This window comes from Sphingobium sp. SYK-6 (assembly GCF_000283515.1).
Classification (GTDB): Bacteria; Pseudomonadota; Alphaproteobacteria; order Sphingomonadales; family Sphingomonadaceae; genus Sphingobium; species Sphingobium lignivorans.
Map to the genome: position 1 here is coordinate 3,081,258 of NC_015976.1, position 22,054 is coordinate 3,103,311.

A 22,054-nucleotide genomic window follows, 5' to 3' on the forward strand; every position below is an offset into this window, starting at 1 on the left:
CGCCTCGGCCCCGTGCCTCTCAGCCCCGTGCCGCCAGCGGATTTCGAACGATGCCGAGCGCGGCCAGCACCAGCGCGACGCCGATGAGGCCTATCAGCCATGTGCCGATCGCCACCGATATCGCGGCTTCGAGATTGGCCGAGACCATCGCCCCGATCGCATTCTCGCCCGCGCCGGCGAATGTCACGATCGACTGCCGATAGGCGAAGACGGCGATCGCCGTGACGATCGAGACCCCGCCCGTGACGAGCGCGATCGTCCGCGTGGCCTTGCCCATCCAGCAGAACCACAGGAGCACGGCGGCGAGCAGCGGCACCAGCCAGCGCAGACCGAGCAGGGCATTGGCCGTCCTCGCCATGCGCGCGGCGCTCAGCCGGGCCTCCATGCTGGCGCGCGCTTCTGCGACGCGCTGCAGGGCGGGCCCATTGTCGATCGGCATGCCGCCAAAACCGGTCATGGGCCGCTGCAACCTGGCTTCCCGCGCATCGAGTTCCGCCAGCGCACGCTCAGCGCCCGCGACATTGCCGTTGCCGAGAAACGGATTGGCGCTCACTTGCCGTTGCAGCGTGCCGAGGCTCCAGAGCGAGAAGCTGCCCTGGATGGTGCTCACCATCGGCAGCAGGGTCGCGACCAGCAGCAGCGCCGCCAGCGGAAAGACCAGCGTCGTCATCGCCAACTCGCGGATCTTCTGCACGGCGGGCGAGGCAGCAAGGTGCGACAGGTCGACGGGCACCTCAAGGCCCTTCCCCACCGGATAGATCTCCGTCGCGACTCCCGACATCGGCTCGAAGTCGACTGTCAGGCCATTCTGAATGGCTTGCTGCCCCCGCCATTGCGCGGCGACGAACGTGAACCGCTCGCCGCTCTCGCTCGTGATCGCTCCCGACCCGGTCGATGCATCGAAGCCCAGTATCCTGCCCTTCATGTCGCTGTCCCCCTTCACCGACTGCGCCCGACCGACCGATCGCTGGCGGTCCATCCGCCCGGCCGGATGGACATGAAGGACATGGCGGGTTGCGCGACGGGCGTCTTGATGGAATTCTCAAGATATTCTGAAGTCATGGTGATGTGGGGGCAGCATGGAAGAAGGAGCCGGGGAACGGCCTGAAACGACCCGTCGTCGGCGGCGGCGCTGGACATTCGGCACGGTCGTGTTCGACGAGGCGAGCTGGACGCTGCTGGTCGACGGGGCACCGGTCACGCTCGAGGCCAAGCCGCTCGAACTGCTGCTGGAACTCTGCCTGCGCGCCGGCGAAACCGTCTCCAAGGACGAGTTGCTCGACACGGTGTGGAACGGCATCAACGTCGTCGAAAGCTCCATCCCCACGGCCATCGCCAAGCTGCGGCGCGCGCTCGGCCCGCGCAATCAGGACGCGATCGCCACGGTCACGCGCATCGGCTATCGGCTCGCCGCGCCCGTCACCGTCGAGACGCTGACCACGCCGGCGCCGCCACGCTTCGCCTTCACGCCCGGCGACATCGTGCCCGGCCGCCCGCAATGGCGCCTGATCGAGCCGCTCGGCGACAAGCCCGAGAACGACGTCTGGCGCAGCCGGCACGAGAAGACCGGCGAGACACGCGTCTTCAAGTTCGCCGACACGCCCGACGGCCTGCGCCAGCTCCGGCGCGAGGCCATGGTCGCCCGGCTGCTGCTTTCCGCGCTGGGGCCGGACGGGCCTTTCGTCCCGCTGCTCGAATGGAATTTCGAGACCGCGCCTTATTTTCTGGAGAGTCGCGACAGCGGCATGAGCCTCATCGACTGGGCCCGGGCGGCAGGCGACCTCAAGGCCATTCCGCTTGCCAGGCGCATCGAGATCGCCGCGCGCAGTGCCCGGGCGCTGGCGGCGGTGCATGACGTGGGCGTGCTGCACAAGGATGTGAAGCCCGCCAATATCCTGATCGAGGCGGCCGGCAACGACGCGCGCGTCCGCCTCGCCGATTTCGGCAGCGGACAGGTGGTCGACGAGGATCTGCTCAGCCCCTATGCCATCACGCCGCAGCCCGCCGATGCCTCGGGCGATCCGGGCCTTTCCGGCACGCCTTTCTATCGCGCGCCGGAACTGGCGGTGGGCTCCGTGCCGACGGTCAAGTCGGACGTCTATTCCATGGGCCTCATCCTGTTCCAGCTCGCGGTGGGCGATTTCGGCCGCGTGCCGGCTCCCGGCTGGGAGCGCGAGATCGAGGACCCGCTGCTGCGCGAGGACATCGCGGCCGCGGCCGCCGGCAATCCCGCCGAGCGGATCGACTCTGCCGCCCTGCTCGCCGACCGGCTCGAGCGGATCGAGGAGCGGCGGCAGGACGCAGCGGCGGCCGAGGCGGCAGCGCAGCGCTTCGAGGATCTGGCGCGGCAGGATACGCGGCGGCGTGCTCGCCGGCCATGGGTGCTTGCGGCCAGCGCGGCGGCGGCGGTCGGCATCATCGCCACGTCCGCCGCGGCCTTCATTGCCGCCGAGCAGCGGGACGAAGCGCGGCACCAGCGCGAGATCGCCGAAGCGTCCTACAGCTTCCTCATCGACGATCTTCTGGGCCGCGCCGATCCGGCCAAGGCGTCCTCCGCCGAGGAGACGATCGCCGAGGCATCCCGTCGCGCCAGCGCCGAGATCGATATCCGCTTCCGCGCGGCGCCCCTGATCGCCGGGCGGCTGCATGCCGCGCTCGCGCGCGCCTTCGACCAGCGCACCGACCTTGCCGCTGCCCGCGTCGAATATGCCAAGGCGGACGCGGCTTATGGCCGTGCCGGAAACGCGGGCCGGCAGGAACAGGCGATCACCCGGCTGCATCTGGCCGAGATGGAAGCGCTGAGCGGAGACCCGAACCTGCTGCCCAATGCCCGCAAACTGCTCGCCGGGGCACGCGGGATGCTGGGCACGGCCAGCGGCGTCCCGGCGGTCTGGCTCGCCTCGACCGAAGGCTCGATCGCGCTGGCATCCGAGGATGTGCCGGCTGCCGGCGTCGCTTTCCGGCGCGCCTCGGAGATCGCCGAGACCCTGCCGGACGACTTCACACTGCGGCAGCGGCTGAACATGCGCCAGCGCGTCGCCTTCATGGCGATCCGCATGGGCGACGGCGCCGAGGCCGCGCGGCAATTCCGCCCGCTCGTCGAGGAATTCACCCGGCTGAGTGGGCCCGAAAGCCCGGACGCGCTGAACATCCGCCTCAATCTCATCCAGGCGCTGATGATCCAGAAGCGCCATGCCGAGGTCGTGGAAGCCGCCACCGCGCTCCTGCCGCTGATGGAAAAGCGCTACGGCATCCGTCACCGCCGCACCATGCAGCTGCTTGCGGTGCGCCAGCAATCGCTCGGCAGTCTGGAACGCTATGCCGAGGCGGCGGCCGATGGGGAGCGCGTGTGGCGCACTTCGGCCGAGCATGAGGGCGCCAACGCGTTCCAGGCCATTGCCGGGCGCGCGGACACGGCGACGTCCCAGTGCCGCGCCGGGCTGCATGATGCCGGCATCGCCAATGCCCGTGCCGCCGCGCAGGCCGCGCGCGCCGTCCCGGGGCCGGAGACCGCGCTTTCCATGGGCGTGCGGGCTGCTCTCGCCGATTGCCTCATCGCCGCCGGAAGACCGGGCGAGGCCGGGCCGCTGCTCGCCGGCATCGACCGCCGCAAAGTCTCCGAACTGGTCGGCGATCAGGACTGGCCAGCCAATCTCGACCTGGCCCTGGCCGAAGTGGCGCTGGCCGCCGGCGACCGGGCCGAGGCACAGCAACGGCTGGCAGCGGCGCGGCCGGTCTTCGCGAACAGCGCGGCCGATCCCTACCAGTCGCGCAAGCTGGCAGCGCTGGAGCAGACCCTGACGCTGGCTTCCCGCTGAGGCTTAGGCGGCATGAAACGTCGCGGACCATGAGGACGCCGGGAGCGCGCTTTTCAGTCCTTTTCGTTTGTCATCCCGAACTCGATCCGGGATCCCGCTGCCTTGAAAAATCGCCGGGCCAGCAGGTTTGAGAAACAGGAAGAAGCGGAATCCCGGATCGAGTCCAGGATGACCTCGTTCATGACGATATGGCGTGCCGCCGTGGTCGCGAATGTGTCCACGCCGCCCAGTCCCGCACGCCCCTATAATCGTCGAAGCCGGGCGGCACGGGGCAGCCCGGCTTCGCGAGATTGGCAGCGCGGCGCCGTTTCAGCCGCGTCGTGCCGGCGCCTGCTCAGCTTTCGATGAAAGCGAGCAGATCGGCATTGATGGTGTCCGCATTCACGGTCGCCATGCCGTGGGGGAGCCCCGGATAGACCTTGAGCTCGCCCTTGCCGAGCAGGTCGATGCCAAGCCGTGCGCTGTGGTCGATGGGGACGATCTGATCGTCATCGCCATGCATGAGCAGCGTCGGCACGTCGATCGCCTTGAGATCGTCCGTGAAGTCGGTCTCGGAGAAGGCCTTGATCCCGTCATAATGGGCCTTGGCGCTGCCCATCATGCCCTGCCGCCACCAATTGTCGACCACGGCGGGAAGCACTTTCGCGCCGGGGCGGTTGAAGCCGTAGAACGGCCCGGATGCGACATCCCGATAGAAGCTCGCGCGGTCGGCCGCGAGCGCGGCGCGGAAGCCGTCGAACACCTCGATGGGCAATCCGCCGGGATAGGCCGGGGTGTTCAGCATGATCGGCGGCACGGCACCGATCAGCACGGCCTTCGCCACGCGGCCCGCCCCGGCGCGCGCCACATAATGGGCGACTTCACCGCCGCCGGTGGAGTGGCCGACATGGATCGCGCCCCGCAGGTCCAGCGCCTCGACCACGGCCGCCGCGTCGGCTGCGTAATGGTCCATGTCATGACCATCGGCCACCTGCGAGGAGCGACCATGGCCACGGCGATCATGCGCGATCACGCGGTAGCCCTTGTTCACGAAGAACAGCATCTGCGCATCCCAGTCGTCCGCGCTGAGCGGCCAGCCATGATGGAACATGATCGGCTGGGCGTCCTTCGGGCCCCAGTCCTTGTAGAAAATCTCAACACCGTCCTTGGTCGTTACGTAAGCCATGGTCCTGTCTCCGTCCTTCGAGGTTGATGAGGTAGCCGTCATTTGTTGCGGTTTGTCGTTTGCGAGAGGCTGCGCGCTGCGTCGTCGATCACGTCGGCGACCGCGGCCGGCTGGGTAATGAAAGCGGCGTGGCTCCCGGGGATCTCGACAATCGTCGCCCCGATGCGCCGCGCCATGCCGGACAGCATGCCTTCCCCGAACGCGCGATCCTCGGTCGCGATGATCGCCCAGCTCGGCCTGGAACGCCAGGCGGCATTCTTCAGGCGGGTCTCGAAGGCGGACATGCGGATGGGGACCTGCGAATCCCGCAGGAACGCGGCGTCCGCATCGGCGAGATCGGCCGCGAAGCCGGACTGGAAGCGATCGGGACGCACGACGCCAAATCCATCCGTGCCGACATCGATGACGAACTGCGACGCGGCCGGATAGCCTTCATACTGGCCGGCGGTATTCTCGCCCGCGTCGGGCGCCAGCGCGGAAAGATAAACCAGCCCGGCGACCTTGGGATGCACACCTGCCTCGGTGATCACCGTCCCGCCCCAGCTGTGGCCGACCAGAATGGCGGGGCCGTTCTGCCCGGAGAGAACCCGATCGGTCGCCGCGACATCGTCCTCCAGCGAGGTGAGCGGGTTCTGCACGATGCTGACGCGGTAGCCCCGCGCTGTCAGATCCTCGTAAACGCCACGCCAGCCGGAGCCGTCGACGAACGCGCCATGCACCAGCACGACGTTGCGCACGGACTGGTCGGCGGGGATCGCCCGCACGGGCTGCGCCTGCACGCCACCGGCGAGAGCCCCCGCCACGGCGGCCGCGATCATCATTTTGCGAACCTTGTCGATCATGGGAATCTCCATTCAATCGGATGCGATTAGATCGTGTGCGATTTATATAGTCGACTCACATGGAGCGAGTCAATCGCTTGCGATTGAATTGCGCGCGACTATGTAGAGGCTGACTGCAACCTCTTGTGCGAGACCGGATTTTGACGAAGAGCGATGACCTGCCCGAGCCCGAACTGGCCGCGAAGCTGCCCGATTTTCTCTGTTTTGCGGTCTATTCGGCCAATCTCGCCTTTCACCGGGCCTACAAGCCGCTGTTCGACGAACTCGGGCTGACCTACCCGCAATATGCGGCCCTGATCGCGCTCAACGAGGAAGGCGACCAGACCGTGAGCCAGCTCGGCGAGAAGCTGTTCCTCGAGTCGAGCACCCTGACGCCGATGCTCAAGCGCCTGGAGGCCTCCGGCTATGTGACGCGCCGCCGTGACACGCAGGACGAGCGACAGGTCCGCGTGAACCTCACCCCGCAGGGCAAGGCGATGTTCGAGAAGGCATTTTGCGGCCGCGAGACCGTGCTGGAAGCGACGGGGCTCGAACCGGAACCCTATGTGCGCCTCCAGAACGACCTGATCCGGTTGCGGGACAATCTGCTCGCGGCGGCCGCCTCAAGGAAGTGACGGCGCGCGCGCCCGGATACGGGCGGACGCGAGCCAGATCAGCGCGCCCGCGACGAGCGGCGTCGGCGCCATAGTCGCGAGCGCATAGCGCAGCGAGTCGTTCTGATATTGCGGCGCGAGCACATCGCTCACCCAGCCCACGACGAGCGGCGCCACCGCGCCCCCGATGATGCCCAGCGCGAGCAGCATGAGCGTGGAGGACACCGCGCGCATGCGCGTAGGCGCGATGCCGACCGCCACGGCGATGCATGGCCCCACGGCACTCGACAGCAGGAAGTTCATGACGGCGGCCGAGGACATGGCGAGCGTCAGCGACTGCGCGGAAATGAAGACGAGGTAGAACGGCGCGGCGAGCGGGATCGCGATCATCGGCACCAGCAGGCCGTGAACGTCCGCGCCGCGCTTGCGCACGAGATGGCTGGCAAGCATGCCCGCGGCAATCGTCCCGGTGATCCCGCCAAGCCCCACGGCCGGGCCGATAAGCGCGCCGACGGCCGCCAGTGGCACGCCATGGCTGCGCAGCAGGAAGGCCGGCGCCCAGGTCGGCAGCACCGAGACCGCCATGCCCGCAAACGCCATGCCGAGCGACAGGGCCACGAAGCCGGGCAGCCGGACCAGATGGCCGATCGCCCGCAGGAGATTGCCTTCCTGCGCCGCTTCGCCCGCCGGTTCCCGGACCCGATCGGGCTCGCGCATGCTCGCCATCATGAGCGCCACCAGCAGGAAGCCGGAGAGGCCGCAGATGACGAACATGGCGCGCCAGCCATGCGCCGCGGCCAGCACGCCCGCGAGGATGGAGCCGACGACAAGGCCGACGAAGGTGCTGGCCTGAAAGATGGAGATGGAGCGCGGCCGGCGCGCCGGGGAGAACAGGTCCGAAATCATCGAGATCGCCACCGGAAAGGCCGTCGCCTCGCCCACGCCGACGAGAACGCGGGTCAGGCCCAGCGTCCAGAAGCCCGTCGCGAGCCCGGTGAGCGCGGTCGCGCCCGACCAGAGCGCGATGCCCAGGATCAGGATGCGCTTGCGGTGGCCATGATCGACCCAGCGCGCGATGAAGATGCCGACAAGCAGGTTGAACAGCACGAAGGCCGTGCCCGAGACGATGCTCATCTGCGTGTCGCTGAGCGCCAGGTCCGCCTTCACCGGATCGACGACGATGCCGAGCAGGGCGCGATCGGCAACGTTCAGGAAATTCGCGAGGAACAGCAGGAAAAGCGTGTACCCCGCGCCGCGCACAGGCGCGCCGAGCGCCTCCGGTCTCTCCGCCATGCTCGCCATCTTCCTCTCCCCTTCCCTGTCGTCTTTTCGATTATCTTGTCAGCGCTCCATCCTGAGCCCGAGCAGTTCGGCCGCGTTGAGGCCGAGGATCTTCGCCTTCGCCGCCTCGTCCAGCCGCGCATGGAAGCCGACCGGATCGGGCTCCGACATGTCGAACGGATAATCGGTGCCGAGGCAGAGCTTGTCCGGGCCATGGGTGCGCACGAGGCTGTCGAGCTCGTCCTGGTCGAACACCAGCGTGTCCAGCCAGAGCTTGCGCAGATAGCTCGACGGCGGATGCGCGCAGTGCTCGGAGCAATCGGCGCGGGCGCGCCAGCCATGGTCCATCCGGCCCCAATAGCCGGGGATATAGCCGCCGCCATGCGCCACGCAGATCTTCAGGCCGGGATAGCGATCGAGCACACCGCCGAAGATCAGATGGCCGACGGCGAGCGTGGATTCGAGCGGATTGCCGATGAGATTGTTGAAATAATATTCGCTCATCCGCTGCGCATGCGTGAAGCCGAGCGGATGGATGAAGAGCAGGATGCCGAGTTCCTCGGCCGCCGCGAAGAAGGGGCGGAATTCCTCGGCATGGAAATCCTTGCCATTGACGTTCGAGCTGATCTCGATGCCGCGCAGATCGAGCTCGCGGACGCAACGGGTCATCTCGGCGACGGCCATCTCGACATTCTGGAGCGGCACCGTGCCCATGCCGACGAACCGGTCGGGATGCTGCGCCACCGCCGCCGCCATGCCGTCGTTCACGATCCGGGCGGCATCGCGCCCCACCTCGGGATCGGCGAAATAGAAATATTGCCCGGGGCTCGGTGAGAGCGCCTGCACGTCGATGCCGAGCCGGTCCATGTCCTCCAGGCGCTGGTCGAGCGTGTTCAGTGTCCGTCCCATGGTGGCGAACTGGGCGCGATTGACCTCGGTCGATTTGGCGCTGGTGAAATCGTTGATGCCGGGCGGCGGCCCGGGATGCTTCGCCTGCACGACCGCATCGGCGGCGGGGATGCCGAGATGGCAATGGATGTCGACGACAAGATGTTTGCCGCGCGCCTCGACCGGGATGGGCTTGCGATCGCCGCAGGTGGTGATCGTCATTCCGCTGTCCCCACTGCTGCGCTCGCAGGGGCAATGGTGCCGCTGCAATCGCCGAAGCCGATGGGCACATAGCCCTGCGCCTGCGCCTTGCCGCGCAGGGTGAGCGTGTCGCCATCCTCAAGCCACTTGCGGGTCGATCCGTCCGGCAGCGTGATCGTGTCGCCGCCCCGGAAGGTGATCTCGGCAAGGCAGGCCCTCGCCTCCTCCGCCGCGCCGGAGACAGTGCCCGTCGCGACGAGATCGCCCCGCTCCAGCGGCGCGCCGTTGGAGGCCTGATGCGCGACCATCTGCGCCAGCGTCCAGAACAGTTCCTTGAGGTTCGTGCGGACGATCCGCTGGCCGGCGAGCTCGGCGGTCAGCTCGATGTCGATGGCACCATGGCTGCGGTCTGCGGGATCGAGGAGATAGGCGGGCACGTCCGGCTCGCCCGCGTCCCGCCCGCGCGCGGCGAGACGGAACGGCGCGAGCGCTTCCATCGTCACGATCCACGGGCTGATCGTGGTGGCGAAGCTCTTGCCCAGATGCGGGCCGAGGATGGACTCGAAGAACTGGATGCCGCGCGCCGACCAGTCGTTGACGAGGCAGCAGCCGAACAGGGCGCGCTCCGCGTCCGCCATGCCGATCGGATGACCAAGCGCATTGCCCTCGCGCAGCCACACGCCGAACTCCAGCTCGAAATCGAGCATGGGCTCGGGAGCGAAGCGGATGTCGCTGCTGCCCGGTGCCGCCGTGAACTGGCCGCTCGGGCGCACCACGGGCGTCCCGCTGACCATCACCGAGCTGGCGCGGCCATTATAGGCCACCGGCAGCGCCATGGCGGCGAGCGGCGCGGCGCCCTGGGCCATGCGCTTGATATGATCGAGCGAAGTGCAGAAATCGGTGAAGGCGGTGGGCTTGAGCGGCAGCAGCAGTTCCGCCGAGGCCATCGGCACCAGCAACGGCTCCAGCACCGGGCGGTCCCCCGCGCCGCCTTCGCGCAGCAGCTCGGACAATTCGGCGCGCAGGGCACTGACGGCGCTCGGCGCGCAGGCCAGCAGCGGCGCCAGATCTGGCCCCGCCGCTGCCTGCGCAGCCCCGGCCGCCGCCCCACTCAGCAGGCCGGTGTCCAGCAAGGCGGCCAGATCGACGATGCACTCGCCGATCGCGACGCCGCCGCGAACATGATCGCCGGTGCGGAACAGGCCGAAGGGCAGGTTCTGGATCGGAAAATCCGTGTCCGGCGTATGGGCGCTCTCGACCCAGCTGCGACGCGCCGGATCGTGCGTGGCGTTGATCTCAATGCTCATGGTCGCAAGCCTCGTGATGGGCGGCCAGTTCCTTGTGGTAGCGGCCCATGGCGCCGAACAGGTCGCGCTGCTGCTCGGGCGTGAACTGCGCACCCCACTGGCGGTAAAGGGAGAAGACATTGGCGACGATCCGCTCCGGATCGCTCCAGCCCCGATATTCCTGCATGTTGATGTCCCGCGCGGCCTCGTCGAATCCCATGCCGGCATCGAAGCGGGCGCGCGCCTCGTCCCGGACATATTCGAAATAGCCCTTCATGGCGGCGACGGCTGTCCTCTCGGTGATGGGCCCGTGGCCGGGCACGACCACTTGCGGATCGAGATCGATGATGCGCTGGCAGGCGGCGATCCAGTTCTCGACCGGCCCCGCCCACATGATCGGATGCCCCTCGTTGAACAGCAGGTCGCCGGTGAACACCACGCGATCCTCCGGCACCCAGACGATCGTGTCGGAATCGGTGTGCGCCGGGCCGAGATCGGTGAGCTCGACCTGCTTGTCCCCCACGGTGAGCGTCAGATGCTTCTCGAAGGTGCGATTGGGCAGCGTGACGTCATCGACACCGGAAAAGTCGAACTTGCGGCCCATCGTCTCGTACAGGAACGCGCCTGCATCGCCCATAGTCTGGTAATTGTCGCGCAGCGCGGCGAGCGCCCTGGGATTGAAGCCGGCCATCTCCTTCTTTGCCTCGACGGTGCCGATGATCTCGGCATCCGCGACAAGGCCGTTGCCGAAGAAATGGTCGGGATTGGCATGGGTGTTGACCAGCCGGTCGATCTTCGCTGCCTCGGGCACACGTGCCTTGAACTGGTCCAGCATCTCGCGCGTGAGCGGCACGCTCATCAGCGTATCGACCAGCAGCGTCTCGCCGCCGCTGGCGATCAGCCCGGCATTCGACCAGCCCCATGTGCCGTCCGGCTGGACATAGCCATAGAGGCCATTGCCGATATCATGGATGCCTTGCGTGAACGGCCAGTTTGCCATTTTCCTCTCCTTATGAGCCGGACCTTATCGATCTGCGCCGTCCGCGCAATTCCTATTTCCGGGAATTTTGTCAGCCTGCTTGCCGCGGGCCGAAAAAAGCGGAATAGCGGGCGCATGACGAGGATTTCGAAGAGAAAGCGCGGCCAGGGCCGGCCGGCGGACGCGGTGGGCAAGGAAGCGGTGCTGAGCAAGGCCACCGAGCTGTTGCAGGACCTGCCCCCGGCGCGCGTGACGACCTCGTTGATCGCGCGGGAGGCTGGCGTCGATCCGGCCCTGATCCGTTACTATTTCGGCGACCGGGAAAAGCTGCTGCTCGAAGTGGTTAAGCAGCTCATCGCCGACGCGCCGACCGAGAAAGCGACGCTGGCCGCCCCCCTCGCCCGGCTGGAGCACACCATTCGCCACGCCGCGCACTTCACGCGGTCCACCAAGCATGTCCACCGCCTGATGGTCGATGAACTGGCGGATGCGAAGTCGCCGGAAGTGCGCAAGCTGCAGGGCGAGATGAACATGGGCGCGGTCGAGCGCCTCGCCCAGATGATGGCGCAGGACGGCGGCACGGACCTGCGGTCGGTCAATCCGCTGTTCCTTCACCTCACGCTGGTCGGCCTGTTCGACTTCTTCGTCTCCGCGCAGCCGGTGGTGCGCAATCTCGTGCCGGACGATACCGACATGGATGCGCTCGGCGTCGCGTTCGAGGACTTCGTCGTCGACCTGCTGCTCAACGGCCTGCGCAAGCGCGAGGACTGATCGGGCAAAGGCCACGGTTCAGCCTTCCGCGACGCACGGATTGCGCTGCGTGCCGAGGCCGGTGATCGTGCCTTCCATCACGTCGCCCGGCTGGAGGAACACGCCGAAGGCCGAGCCATTGCCATAAGGCGAACCGGTGCAGATGACGTCGCCGGGCATCAGCTCGACCCGGTCGGACAGATAGGCCAGCTGCCGCTCGATGCTGATCATCATGTCCCGCGTGGATTCGTCCTGATAGACCTTGCCATTGACCGCGAGGCGGATGGTCAGGTCATAGGGGTCCGTCACGAACTGGCGGGGCACGATCATCGGGCCGAAGGGCAGGAAGGTCGGGAAACATTTGCCCGAAAGCCAGTCCGCCCCGATGGCGCTGTTGTCACGGCGGAAGATATGCTCGCGGGCCGTGACGTCGTTCACCACCACGAAGCCGGCGACATGATCCATGGCCTGCTCGGGCGTCACATGGCGCGCGCGCTTGCCGATCACCACGCCCAGTTCCAGCTCCCAGTCGGGCTTCTGCACATTGCGCGGCAGCACCACCGCGTCATTCGGTCCCACCACGCAGGAGGGGAGCTTGATGAAGCAGAAAGGCAGCGTCGCGTGGGCCCGCTCGTCCATCATCTTCTCGACGCGGGCGAGGCGCTCCTCATCCGTCTCGCCTTCGTCGGCGGCGGTGCGCATGGAGGGATCGCCCATGATGAGCCCGATCACATGCTTGCGGTAATTGGCGCCGGTGCAGAAGATCTGGCGCGGGACATAAGGCGCGGCGAGCGCCCGTTCGTCGAGCGGAACGGCCCCTTCCCCGGCTGCGGCGATCGCCTCCAGCCTGGGCAGCGCCGCCTCCCAGTCATCGAGCAGGGCAAGCACGTCGCCGGCCCCCGCGACGGGCACCATCCTCTCGCCCGTCACCAGCACCACGCCGCCATCCCGCAGCTTCGCCAGACCGAATGTCATGTCCCGTCCTCTTCCTGTCTCAGTAAGGCGCCTGCAGCTGGCCCATGGTGGCGCCGAGCATCGCCGGCCCCTTGTTGGAGAGGTCGCCTGCCATCTCCATGTCGCCGATCATCACGCTGTTCTCGACGACGAGGCGCGCCCGCTCGAACCGGCGCTCCATGAAGGCATGCAGCGCATCGGTGATTGCATCGTGGCGCTTGAGTTCCTCGGCGAGCACGAGCCCGTCCTCGGCGGCGATCCCGGCGCCGCTCGCCATGTGCGGCGTGGTCGCATGCGCGGCATCGCCGATCAGCACCACGCGGCCCACATACCAGGGCTTGGGCAGCAGCAGCCATTCGAGCGGCCGGTAATTGATCTGCGAAGGATCGGTGAGGCTCTCCCGCACCGCCGGGACCGCACCGCCAAACGGCGCCAGCAGCGCGCGGACATGCTCGACCATCTCCGCCTCGGCGAAGAACGGATTGTCCGGCACATGCTCCAGGATGAACATGTACATCTGGTCGGCCGAGACGGGGTTGATCCCGAGCTTGACCGGCCCGCCGAAATACATCTCGGCGCGATCGACTTCGGGCGGGCGCGCCGCGACGACGCGCCAGCAGCCCTGCCCGGTGAAGCGGGGCCTGGGCGCATCCGGGAAGATCATGCCGCGGATCTGCGAATAGATGCCGTCCGCCCCGACGACCAGATCGTAGCGGCCGGCGCTGCCGTCATCGAATGTCACGTCGACGCCCTGCGCGTCCTGCGCCAGCGTCTCCACCCTGAGGCCGAGCCGCACGTCGATGCCCTCGGCCCGCACCGTGGCGGAGAGGATATCATGCAGCACCGGGCGCATGATGCCGCCGCCCTGCTGGATCGGCGTCGGGTTGTCCGGGACGGGCGGTTCCATGACCGTCTGCCCCCCGACGGTCTTGCCGCGCATGCCGGCGCCGACATGCCCGCGCGCCCGGATCTGATCGAGGATGCCGAGTGCATCGAAGGCCCGCAGCGAGATGCCCGTGACGCTGATGCCCGCGCCATAGACCCGCCATTGCGGGTCCGCGTCGATCAGCACCACATCGACGCCGATGCGCTTGAGCGAGATCGCCGCCGTCATGCCGCCGACGCCGCCGCCGACGACAAGCGCGCTGCGGATCATGCGGGCACCTGCCACAGGCCCTTGTCGGGCGTCATCTCGGCATGCGGCACATTGCCCGGAATGATGCGGCCCGTGCCCCACTGATCGGTGATGCTCGGGCTGAATTCATAGACCGTCGGCTGCCAGCTCGCCTCGTCCACTTCCTCGAGATCCGACGTATATTCGACGGCATTGCCGTTCGGCGTCAGATAATAAGTGAAGGTGTTGTTGCCCGCCGTGTGACGGCCCGGCCCCCAGGAGAGCGTGATGCCCTTCTCGTGCATGCGGGCAAGGCCGCGCATCATCTCGTCCACCGAGGAGACATCGAATGCCACATGGTTGAGTGCCGGCGGCCCGGGCAGGATCGCGAGCCGGTGATGAACCGGATTGCAGCGCAGGAAAGCCATGAACGTGCCGATCCAGTCGGTCAGCCGGAAGCCGAGCGCCGCTTCGTAGAAGGCGACCAGCTTGGCCGGGTCGGGCGTATGCAGCACGATGTGGCTGAGCCCGGTCGGGATCGCCTCGCCCCTGGCGAGCGTGCGGTGGGTGCGCTGGTTGGTATCGCAGATCACTTCGATCGCGCGGCCGTCCGGATCGAAGAAGCGGAAGGCATAGCCCCCGGCCGGGCCTTCCGCCGCGCCGGGCTGCGAGATGATCTTGCTTCCCGCCGCCTGCACCTGCGCGAAGAGGGCATCGACATCGGCCCGCGAACTTGCGGAAAAGCCGATCAGGTCGGTCTTGCGCTCATCGTCCTGGCGCAGGCGGATGACGAAGGGATGCGGCGACCCCTCCGCCGCGAAATAGACCTTGCCATCCTGCTCGCCGACTTCCGTCAGCCCCCAGGTCTCGCCGAAGAACGCCCGCTCGGCCGCCAGATCGGGCACCGCCAGTGCGACATAATGAAGATCGTTGACCGACGCGGGCATATTTCCTCCGACTCTAAAATTCCTACACTCAGGAATAAACATGTTTGGATGGGATGGAAAGCAGGCGTTTCCTAGAACTTGCCCCCGACGCGCACGCCCCAAGTGCGCGGCTGCTCCGCCGAGGCCGAGATGAGCCCCGCCGAATTGGTCGTGCCGCCCACCAGCCGCTGGTTGTCCTCGATGTTGAAGACATAGAGGCTGGCGAACCAGCGATCATCCGCGCTCGACAGCGTGATCGAGGCATTGCTGACGAACGCCGCCTCGGAGCGGAGATAGGGCAGATAGTCCGCCGAGGAGTAGCTCTCGCTGCGGTAGCGCGTCCCGCCCTGCAGCGTCAGCTTGTAGGCGCCGAGCGGGATCGTCTGCTGCGCATCGAGATTGAACGACCATTCCGGCGAATTGAAGGCCTGCTTGCCCGAGCAATCGACGCGGAACACGTTGAGCGTCGCGCCGCCCGGCGTCGTCTGGGTGGTGGGCGCGAAGGCGCAGGTCGTGTTCGGCGGCAGGCCCTGGTTCGGCGCGAAATAGACGAAGCTGTCATATTCGGTGTCGAGATACTGCACGCTGGCCGACAGCAGGGTGTTGCGCGTGGCGAGGAACTCGACATCGAGATCGATGCCCTGGATCGTGCTGTCGCCGATATTGCGGGTCAGGAAGACAGTCGAGGGCGGGTTGCCCAGATCATAGCCGAACTGGCTGTATTGCTGGTTCTTGTACTTCCAGATGAACCCCTCGACATTGACCTGCAGCCGGTTGCCGAAGAAGCGGTTCTTGCTGCCGATCGTATAGGCCTTGATGGTCTCCGGCTCGTAGCTTTCCACGCCGCGCGCGAAGGAGAAGCCGCCGGCATGATAGCCGGTCTCGAAGCTCGCATAGACCATGCTGCGCGGGGTGAAATCATATTGCGCCGCAAGCCGATAAGTGAATTTCTCGTTGGTCAGCCCGGCATTGATCGCGATGGGCGAGCGCAGCACGAACGGCGCCGTCTGCGATCCGCCAGCGACCGGCGGCAGCGCGTAGAGCGGCACGGGCGTCACGGGAATGCCGCGCGAGATATAGAATTCCTCCAGTTCCGCCGCGCTGCCGGCGAGCGGCGTGAACGGCAGCGTCGGGCAGAAATCCTGCGGCGGAGCGGGATTGCCGCAGAACACGATATAGACCTGCGACAGGCCATCGAACCGCTTCTTGTCCGAGGTGTAGCGCCCGGCGGCCGTCAGGCTGAGCTTTTCCACCGGCCGCACGGTGAGCTTGCCGAAGCCGGCCCAGCTCTCGGTCGCGGTCGTGAAGCTCTGATAGGGCGTCAGGGTCGACTGGTTGTAATAAGCGAACGGGACGTCGATATTCTCGTCGAAATACATGCCGCCGACGAGATAGTCGATCGCCGGCCCGACATTGCCGGCCCAGCGCGCCTCGACGCTGGTCTGCTTGTCCGTCTCCTTCACGCCGCCGCCACGAAACACCCCGTTGAAGGTATAATCGAGCTTGCCCTCGCGATAGGCCGGCTGGACCGTGAGCGTGCCCGCCGCCGTCTCGTAATTGAGCTCGGCCGTGATGCCCCAATAATTATTGTCATTATAGGGGCGCCCGTCGACGACGGCGCCCGTGCGGCCGACCTGTCCGACGAAGCGGCTGCCCAGCAAGGCATTGGAGCGCGGATCGAGCAGGCCCTGCGTGCGGTCGAAACCGGTCGGCACATAGCTGTAGCCCGCGAAGCCGGTCGGGCCGAAGGTGGGATTGACTGCCCCGAGATAGAAGCCCGAGGCCCCGCTCCCGCCCTGATGCGCATAGTCGACCCCCAGGCGCAGCGTCAGCGCGGGCGTCGCCTCGACAAGCAGTTGCCCGCGAAACGCATATTCGCGCTGCTTGCCGGTCCCGTCGCTCAGAAAGCCGTCGCGGTTCGACATCATGCCCGCGACACGGACCGCCGCATTGTCGCCAACCGGCAGGTTGAGCGCGGCCTGGCCGGTCAGCCAGTCATAATTGCCGTAGCCGAGCATCACCTGGCCCGAGGTCTCGCCGAGCTTCGGCCGCGCCGGGATCACATTGATGGCGCCGCCGGTGGCATTGCGGCCATAAAGCGTGCCCTGCGGCCCCTTGAGCACTTCGACGCGCTGGAGATCGTAGAACATCCCCGATGTCGACGAGGGCCGGCCGATATAGACGCCGTCATAATTGAAGGCGATGGCGGGATCCGAATAAGCGTTGACCGTCGCATTGCCGACGCCGCGCACGAAGAAGACCGTGGTCGGCCCGCCGCCGCCGCTGGACGCGAGCGCCGGCGAGGTGCGCGACAGATCCTCCGCACGCACGACATTCTGGCGCAACAGCTCGGCGGGATTGACGACATCAAGCGCGAGCGGCGCGCGCTGGCTGCTCTCCTGCACGCGCTGCGCGGTGACGATGATTTCCTCGAGTCCCTGGCCTTCCTCGGCGGGTGGCGCGGCATCGGATTGCGCCGTTGCAGGCACAGCACACAAGAAGACCCCCGCCGCAGCGGAGGACAGCAGCATCCCCTTCATCACACTCTCCCGTCCTGATTCTGTTTTCCGAATCAATTCCTATTTCCAAGAATAAGGAATTGCTTGCGCGTCGCAATGTTTTTTCCTGTTTGCGGGAATATCGCCGATATGGGACGCTTGGCGCTGTGAGGGGCTCGGGAAATATGGGCGGATAACCCGCCGGCCGGTCCCCGTTCCGGCAATGAAGGCGCAAGGGAGAGAGACATGGCGGCAGGACAGGCGGTGATTGGCGTTTCCGGGGCGACGGGGCAGCTCGGGGAAATCATCGTGCGGACGCTTCGCGCGCAGTATCCGGACATCCCCGTCGTCGCGCTGGTCCGCGATCTCGCCAAAGGCGCCCCGCTCGCCGCGCTCGGCGCCGAGCTGCGCCATTTCGATTATGATGAGCCCGGGACGCTGGCCCCGGCCCTCGCGGGAATCGACAAGCTGCTGCTCATCTCGGGCAATGCCGTGGGCGAACGGGAGCGGCAGCATCGTGCGGTCATCGAGGCGGCCAAAGAGGCGGGCGTGGGCCTCATCGCCTATACCAGCGTCCTGCGCGCGTCCGAGACGTCCCTCCCGATCGCGGCCGAACACAAGGCGACCGAAGCGATCCTGAAGGAGGTGGGCGTGCCGCATGTGCTGCTGCGGCACGGCTGGTATTGCGAGAATTACCTGTTCCGGATCCAGGCGGCCGTGGACCATGGAACGCTCCCCACCTGTGCCGGCGACGGCCTGATCTCCGCTGCCCCGCGCGCGGATTTCGCACAAGCAGCGGTGGCGATCCTCACGTCCCGCGAGGATCAGGCCGGCAAGGTCTACGAGCTGGCCGGCAGCACCAGCTTCACCTTCGCCGATCTCGCCGCAGAGGCGACGCGCCTGAGCGGCCGTCCAGTCACCTGCGTGCAATTGTCAAAACCCGCGTTCGAAGCCGCGCTGGTGGAGATCGGCACGCCGCCCTTCGTCGCCGCGCTGATCGCGAAATCGGACATGGGCGCCTGCGACGGTGGCCTGTTCGACGAAAGCCGGACGCTGGAAAAGCTGATCGGCCGCCCCACCACGCCGATGAGCGAAGTCATGGCGCGCGCCCTGCGGCCATGACCCGGGATCGCGAGACGGATCAGATCGCCTTGTAGAAGCGGATCCGGACCGCCGGCTCGCCCTTCGGCCCGGTCGCTCTCTCCAGCGTTCCGATGAAGGCGGTCCGATTGAGCCACGCATATTTGCCGAGCGGCGCCTCGAAGCGGGGCGATGTGCGCGCGGGAACGAGTGCTTCGCCTGCCTTCGGCGGACAGAGCGCACCGGTGTTGACGACATTGATGATCACGCCGTCATCCGTCCTGAGCATATAGTCGGCCTTGACGTCGATGCAGCCATCCGCGCGGACGAGCTGCCAGTCCCAGCCACCGGGGACGATCGTTCCCTTGATGCCCGGCCCCTCGAACGTGCCGCCCGTGATGGGAATGATGTTGCGCCGGCCATAAGGCGTCTCGCCCGGCGCCATCGCCTCGCCAAGTAGGACGATCTCCTCGAAAGCGAATGCGAGACGCGGTGCCGGTGCCTCCGATGCCTGTGCCTGTGCCTGTGCCTGTGCCTGTGCCTGTAGTGTCTGTGCCTGTGCCGCCAGCAGCCCCGCCATGACCGTCAAAACCGCCTTCCGCATTCACTCTCTCCCGGATCATATGTTCAGGCCGTGCCTCGCTTGCTTCACCAGTTGAGGACAAGCACGGCTCGGGCCGACGCTGGCAGAAACGGAAAGGCGCACGAAACCCACATAAGCATTGCACGCTGTTCCGGACAAAAATAGTGCCCACAATGCCGGCAGAAAATATACCTGCGGCCCATGATCTTTCCTGTTGCATCGCGCGATCCTTAGGGCTCCATAGTGCAATGGAGAGGTCCGCATGAGCGTCGCTGAACGCATCTACACTGCCTCGACCCGGGAAGATGAGAGCCCGTCTCGGCTGGCCGAACAACTCGCCCGACAGATCGAGGATGACATCGCCTGGCAGCGGCTGACGGCCGGCGAGGCGCTGGGATCCCTGCGGGACCTTTCGGATCGCTATTCGGTGGGCCGCGCGGTGATCCGGGAAGCTGTCGGGCTGCTGGAGCGCCGAGGCCTTGGCAGCCTGCGCCCGGGCCCGTGCGGGGGCTTCATCGTCAAGACGCCGCTGGCGCAATCGATCGGCGAGGAGATCGCGGACTATTTCCGCACGGCCGACATCACGCTTGCCCATCTTCTCGACGCGCGGGAAGCGGTGGACCACATGATCGCGAGGCTGGCAGCGCTGGCGCGGCCGCCCTTGCCCAGGCTCGTGCGCCTGGAGGCGGCAGTTCGCACGCCCGGTCTCGGCGGCCATCTGGCGCTCCGCAACGAGCTTGCGCGACTGACGGGCGAGCCCGTGGTGATGCTGCTCATCAAATGCCTCAACAGTCTCACGCTCGACTTCGCCATGGACGGGGCGGCGCCCGGCGACCAGCCGCGAATCGCGATCGCGACGATGCGCGAGGCTCTTGCGAACGGCGATACCGAGATGGCCGTCCAGGAAGCCGACCGGTTGCATGACGAGCTGACGCGCCACCTGCATCCGCAGAAGGCATCACAGGATATCCGCCCCATCGAGAGTGCCCGTCTTGCGGACGAACGCACCCTCGCCGTCTCGGTCGCGCGCAAGCTCGCGGTGGAGATCGCGCGCAGCGGTACGACCGGCCAGCGGCTGGGCTCGGAATGGGACCTGTGCGAGCGCTTCAGCGTCAGCCGCCTCACGCTGCGGCAGGCCATCCGCATATTGCAGGACAGCGGCCTCGTCGAATGCCGCCGGGGCCGCGGCAATGGCCTCGTCGTGCGCAACCGTCGCGGCACCGGGACGATCCGGCTCATGCTGGCCTATCTCATCGGCCAGCAGATGGACGTGAGAGCCGCCGGCACGATCCTGTTCCAGCTCAACTGCTTCATGCCCGCGCTGGCTGTGAGCCGCGCGGACAGCGAACAGCGTCGCGCGCTGGAACGGCTGATCTCCAGGCTGGAGGAAAGCGACACGCTCGAGCGTTATGACCTGCTCAGCCTCGTGCAGTGCGTGTCCCAGCTGGCGCAGAGCCCGATCATCGATCTCTTCTCGCGCTGTCTCGCGGCTTATGAAGCGCGTTTCCATCCCTCCCTCGCCGAGCGCCTTCCTGTCGGCCTCCAGGCAAGCTATTTCCGCCTCGTCCGGCAGTTGCTGAACGGGACGTCCGCCGATGGCCGCACGGAACTGGAATGGGCCAAGGCACGATCGGCGCACGTCATGCTGGAAATGAGTCGCAGCCGTCCGATCTGACGGGCAGGTGCAGCGAGCGCTCAGCCCCCGGCGCCGGGGCGCAGCTCGGGCACGTAGAGATCCTTCCTCAGCGAGCGTGCCGCCAGCACATAATGAAGCGCGGCCCAGAAGAAGACCGCGAGCATGGCGATGAGTGCGTAGCGCAGGCCCTGCATGGATGCGGCCTGGCAGAGCTGGTCGAGCCCGGGCGCGGCGCCCTGCGCGGCCCGGCCGCCGGGACAGCGTGCGAGAAAATTCCCCTGCGCGAAGGCCCGGACGGCGAAGAAGTCGCTGGCGATGCCCAGCACCGTCGGGCCGAGGCCGGCGCCCAGCAGTCCGCCCACCAGCGCCGTCAGTGCGGAACTAGTAGCCCGCATGCGCGGACCGACCAGATTCTGCATGGTCGCCATCGTGGGGGCAAAATATGTGATGAGGACGAAATTGGCGAGCCAGACGAAGGCGAGCGAGACCCCGAGCCGCGTGCTGGCGAATGCGCCGAAGTACAAGGGCGCGCACAGGACGAGCGCCGCTGCCGGCCCCCAGAGCGCCCATCGCTTGTCCCGACGCGACAGCCAGTCGAAGCCGAAGCCGCCAGCCAGCATCCCCAGGCCGTTGGACGTGAAAGCGACCATGCCGAAGATCGCGCCCAGCGTCGCGAGGGAGATGTCGAAACCGCGTAGGTAGAAGGGCAGGACGAAGTTGGCGACGGCGTTGAAAGTGAAGCCTGCCACCGTCGTGCCGGCCAGCAGGTGAAGATAGGTCGGCTTCGAGACGAGATAGCGGACCACGGCCATGAGGCTGGGTGCCGGCTCCGTGGTGACCGAACCCTCCGCCAGCCCGCGCGGCGGCTCCCGCAGCGTCATCAGGACGAGCAAGGCCACCAGAACACCCGGCACGCCCAGCGCGACGAACGCGGTGCGCCAGCCCCAGTTGCTCGCGATCCAACCGCCTGCCGCCTGCCCGACCAGAAAGCCGATGGGCGAGCCCAGCGTGACGATCGCCAGCACAGAGCCGCGCCGCGACGGCTTGAAGTGATCGGCGAGCATCGAGGATGTCGGCGGCTGCACACCGGCCTCGCCGATGCCCACGCCGATGCGGCCGAGCAGCAGCGTCGTGAAGCTGGTCGCAAAGCCGCAGAGCGCAGTCATGATCGACCAGACCGCGACGCAGGCCGCGATGAGCCGCTTGCGGTTCACGCGCTCGGCCAGCAGCCCAAGCGGCACGCCGAGCACGGAATAGAGGATCGCGAAGCCCAGCCCCTGCAGGATGCCGAGATCCGTGTCGGTGAGATGCAGCTCCTCCTTGATGGGCTGCGCGAGCACCGCGAGGATCGCCCGATCCGCGAAGTTGAAGATGCTGACGAGCAGCAGGACGAAGACCAGCCAGCGCTTGTAACGCCGGGACAACAGGGGATGTTCGCTGGATGCCGTCGCCATTTTCGT

Annotated in this window: 19 protein-coding genes; 5 read left to right on the forward strand and 14 right to left on the reverse strand. The window is 67.0% G+C overall.

What is annotated here, in order from left to right:
* Window positions 1–19: 19 nt before the first annotated feature.
* Complete coding sequence (locus tag SLG_RS20485) at window positions 20–925, reverse strand: hypothetical protein (protein WP_148276605.1); 906 nt, start codon at window positions 923–925, stop codon at window positions 20–22.
* Between the two features lie 154 nt (window positions 926–1,079).
* Here SLG_RS20485 and SLG_RS20490 point away from each other — a divergent pair, with 154 nt between their 5' ends.
* On the forward strand, window positions 1,080–3,818 hold the full coding sequence (locus tag SLG_RS20490; RefSeq protein WP_014077167.1) for a protein kinase domain-containing protein: 2,739 nt from the start codon (window positions 1,080–1,082) through the stop codon (window positions 3,816–3,818).
* Window positions 3,819–3,871: 53 nt separating this feature from the next.
* Here SLG_RS20490 and SLG_RS21790 read toward each other — a convergent pair whose 3' ends face one another.
* The 3 genes from SLG_RS21790 to SLG_RS14120 all read right to left on the reverse strand — a co-directional run bounded on the left by SLG_RS21790 (window position 3,872) and on the right by SLG_RS14120 (window position 5,825).
* Window positions 3,872–4,039, reverse strand: coding sequence for a hypothetical protein (locus SLG_RS21790; protein WP_014077168.1), 168 nt, complete (start codon window positions 4,037–4,039; stop codon window positions 3,872–3,874).
* A gap of 113 nt (window positions 4,040–4,152) precedes the next feature.
* Window positions 4,153–4,983 carry an alpha/beta fold hydrolase gene (locus tag SLG_RS14115; protein ID WP_014077169.1) on the reverse strand — a complete coding sequence of 277 codons (831 nt, stop codon included), beginning with the start codon at window positions 4,981–4,983 and terminating at the stop codon, window positions 4,153–4,155.
* Between the two features lie 38 nt (window positions 4,984–5,021).
* The gene (locus SLG_RS14120) at window positions 5,022–5,825 is read right to left on the reverse strand and encodes an alpha/beta fold hydrolase (protein WP_041392061.1); all 804 of its coding nucleotides are present in this window, start codon (window positions 5,823–5,825) and stop codon (window positions 5,022–5,024) included.
* 140 nt (window positions 5,826–5,965) lie between these two features.
* On the opposite strand from SLG_RS14120, the gene SLG_RS14125 reads away from it, so the two are divergent.
* On the forward strand, window positions 5,966–6,439 hold the full coding sequence (locus SLG_RS14125; protein WP_041392062.1) for a MarR family winged helix-turn-helix transcriptional regulator: 474 nt from the start codon (window positions 5,966–5,968) through the stop codon (window positions 6,437–6,439).
* Here SLG_RS14125 and SLG_RS14130 read toward each other — a convergent pair.
* From SLG_RS14130 to SLG_RS14145, 4 genes are read right to left on the reverse strand one after another with little or no spacing between them, the layout of a single operon-like run.
* Window positions 6,428–7,711: an MFS transporter gene (locus SLG_RS14130; protein WP_231848683.1), complete on the reverse strand. Its 1,284-nt coding sequence runs from the start codon at window positions 7,709–7,711 to the stop codon at window positions 6,428–6,430. The genes SLG_RS14125 and SLG_RS14130 overlap by 12 nt on opposite strands.
* Window positions 7,712–7,759: 48 nt before the next feature.
* Window positions 7,760–8,809: an amidohydrolase family protein gene (locus SLG_RS14135; protein WP_014077173.1), complete on the reverse strand. Its 1,050-nt coding sequence runs from the start codon at window positions 8,807–8,809 to the stop codon at window positions 7,760–7,762.
* Window positions 8,806–10,095 (reverse strand): fumarylacetoacetate hydrolase family protein, encoded by a 1,290-nt coding sequence (locus SLG_RS14140; protein ID WP_014077174.1) that lies wholly within the window; start codon window positions 10,093–10,095, stop codon window positions 8,806–8,808. The genes SLG_RS14135 and SLG_RS14140 overlap by 4 nt, the downstream gene beginning before the upstream one ends.
* Window positions 10,085–11,074, reverse strand: a complete 990-nt coding sequence (locus tag SLG_RS14145) for an MBL fold metallo-hydrolase (RefSeq protein ID WP_014077175.1) — start codon at window positions 11,072–11,074, stop codon at window positions 10,085–10,087. Before SLG_RS14145 ends, SLG_RS14140 begins: the two co-directional genes overlap by 11 nt.
* 114 nt (window positions 11,075–11,188) lie before the next feature.
* On the opposite strand from SLG_RS14145, the gene SLG_RS14150 reads away from it, so the two are divergent.
* Window positions 11,189–11,824, forward strand: coding sequence for a TetR/AcrR family transcriptional regulator (locus SLG_RS14150; RefSeq protein ID WP_014077176.1), 636 nt, complete (start codon window positions 11,189–11,191; stop codon window positions 11,822–11,824).
* Between the two features lie 18 nt (window positions 11,825–11,842).
* On the opposite strand, the gene SLG_RS14155 is transcribed toward SLG_RS14150, so the two are convergent.
* The 4 genes from SLG_RS14155 to SLG_RS14170 all read right to left on the reverse strand — a co-directional run bounded on the left by SLG_RS14155 (window position 11,843) and on the right by SLG_RS14170 (window position 17,337).
* Window positions 11,843–12,778 carry a fumarylacetoacetate hydrolase family protein gene (locus SLG_RS14155; RefSeq protein WP_014077177.1) on the reverse strand — a complete coding sequence of 312 codons (936 nt, stop codon included), beginning with the start codon at window positions 12,776–12,778 and terminating at the stop codon, window positions 11,843–11,845.
* A 19-nt stretch (window positions 12,779–12,797) separates the two neighbouring features.
* On the reverse strand, window positions 12,798–13,913 hold the full coding sequence (locus SLG_RS14160; protein WP_014077178.1) for an FAD-dependent oxidoreductase: 1,116 nt from the start codon (window positions 13,911–13,913) through the stop codon (window positions 12,798–12,800).
* On the reverse strand, window positions 13,910–14,818 hold the full coding sequence (locus tag SLG_RS14165) for a VOC family protein (RefSeq protein WP_014077179.1): 909 nt from the start codon (window positions 14,816–14,818) through the stop codon (window positions 13,910–13,912). Before SLG_RS14165 ends, SLG_RS14160 begins: the two co-directional genes overlap by 4 nt.
* A gap of 71 nt (window positions 14,819–14,889) precedes the next feature.
* Window positions 14,890–17,337, reverse strand: a complete 2,448-nt coding sequence (locus SLG_RS14170) for a TonB-dependent receptor (RefSeq protein WP_014077180.1) — start codon at window positions 17,335–17,337, stop codon at window positions 14,890–14,892.
* Between the two features lie 204 nt (window positions 17,338–17,541).
* On the opposite strand from SLG_RS14170, the gene SLG_RS14175 reads away from it, so the two are divergent.
* Window positions 17,542–18,417 (forward strand): SDR family oxidoreductase, encoded by an 876-nt coding sequence (locus SLG_RS14175; protein ID WP_014077181.1) that lies wholly within the window; start codon window positions 17,542–17,544, stop codon window positions 18,415–18,417.
* A gap of 19 nt (window positions 18,418–18,436) precedes the next feature.
* On the opposite strand, the gene SLG_RS14180 is transcribed toward SLG_RS14175, so the two are convergent.
* A complete protein-coding gene (locus tag SLG_RS14180; protein ID WP_014077182.1) occupies window positions 18,437–18,979 on the reverse strand; it encodes a DUF3237 domain-containing protein in 543 nt (180 codons plus the stop codon).
* 241 nt (window positions 18,980–19,220) lie between these two features.
* Here SLG_RS14180 and SLG_RS14185 point away from each other — a divergent pair, with 241 nt between their 5' ends.
* A complete protein-coding gene (locus SLG_RS14185; RefSeq protein ID WP_014077183.1) occupies window positions 19,221–20,633 on the forward strand; it encodes a FadR/GntR family transcriptional regulator in 1,413 nt (470 codons plus the stop codon).
* Between the two features lie 20 nt (window positions 20,634–20,653).
* On the opposite strand, the gene SLG_RS14190 is transcribed toward SLG_RS14185, so the two are convergent.
* Window positions 20,654–22,048 (reverse strand): spinster family MFS transporter, encoded by a 1,395-nt coding sequence (locus tag SLG_RS14190; protein WP_014077184.1) that lies wholly within the window; start codon window positions 22,046–22,048, stop codon window positions 20,654–20,656.
* Between the last annotated feature and the right edge of the window lie 6 nt (window positions 22,049–22,054).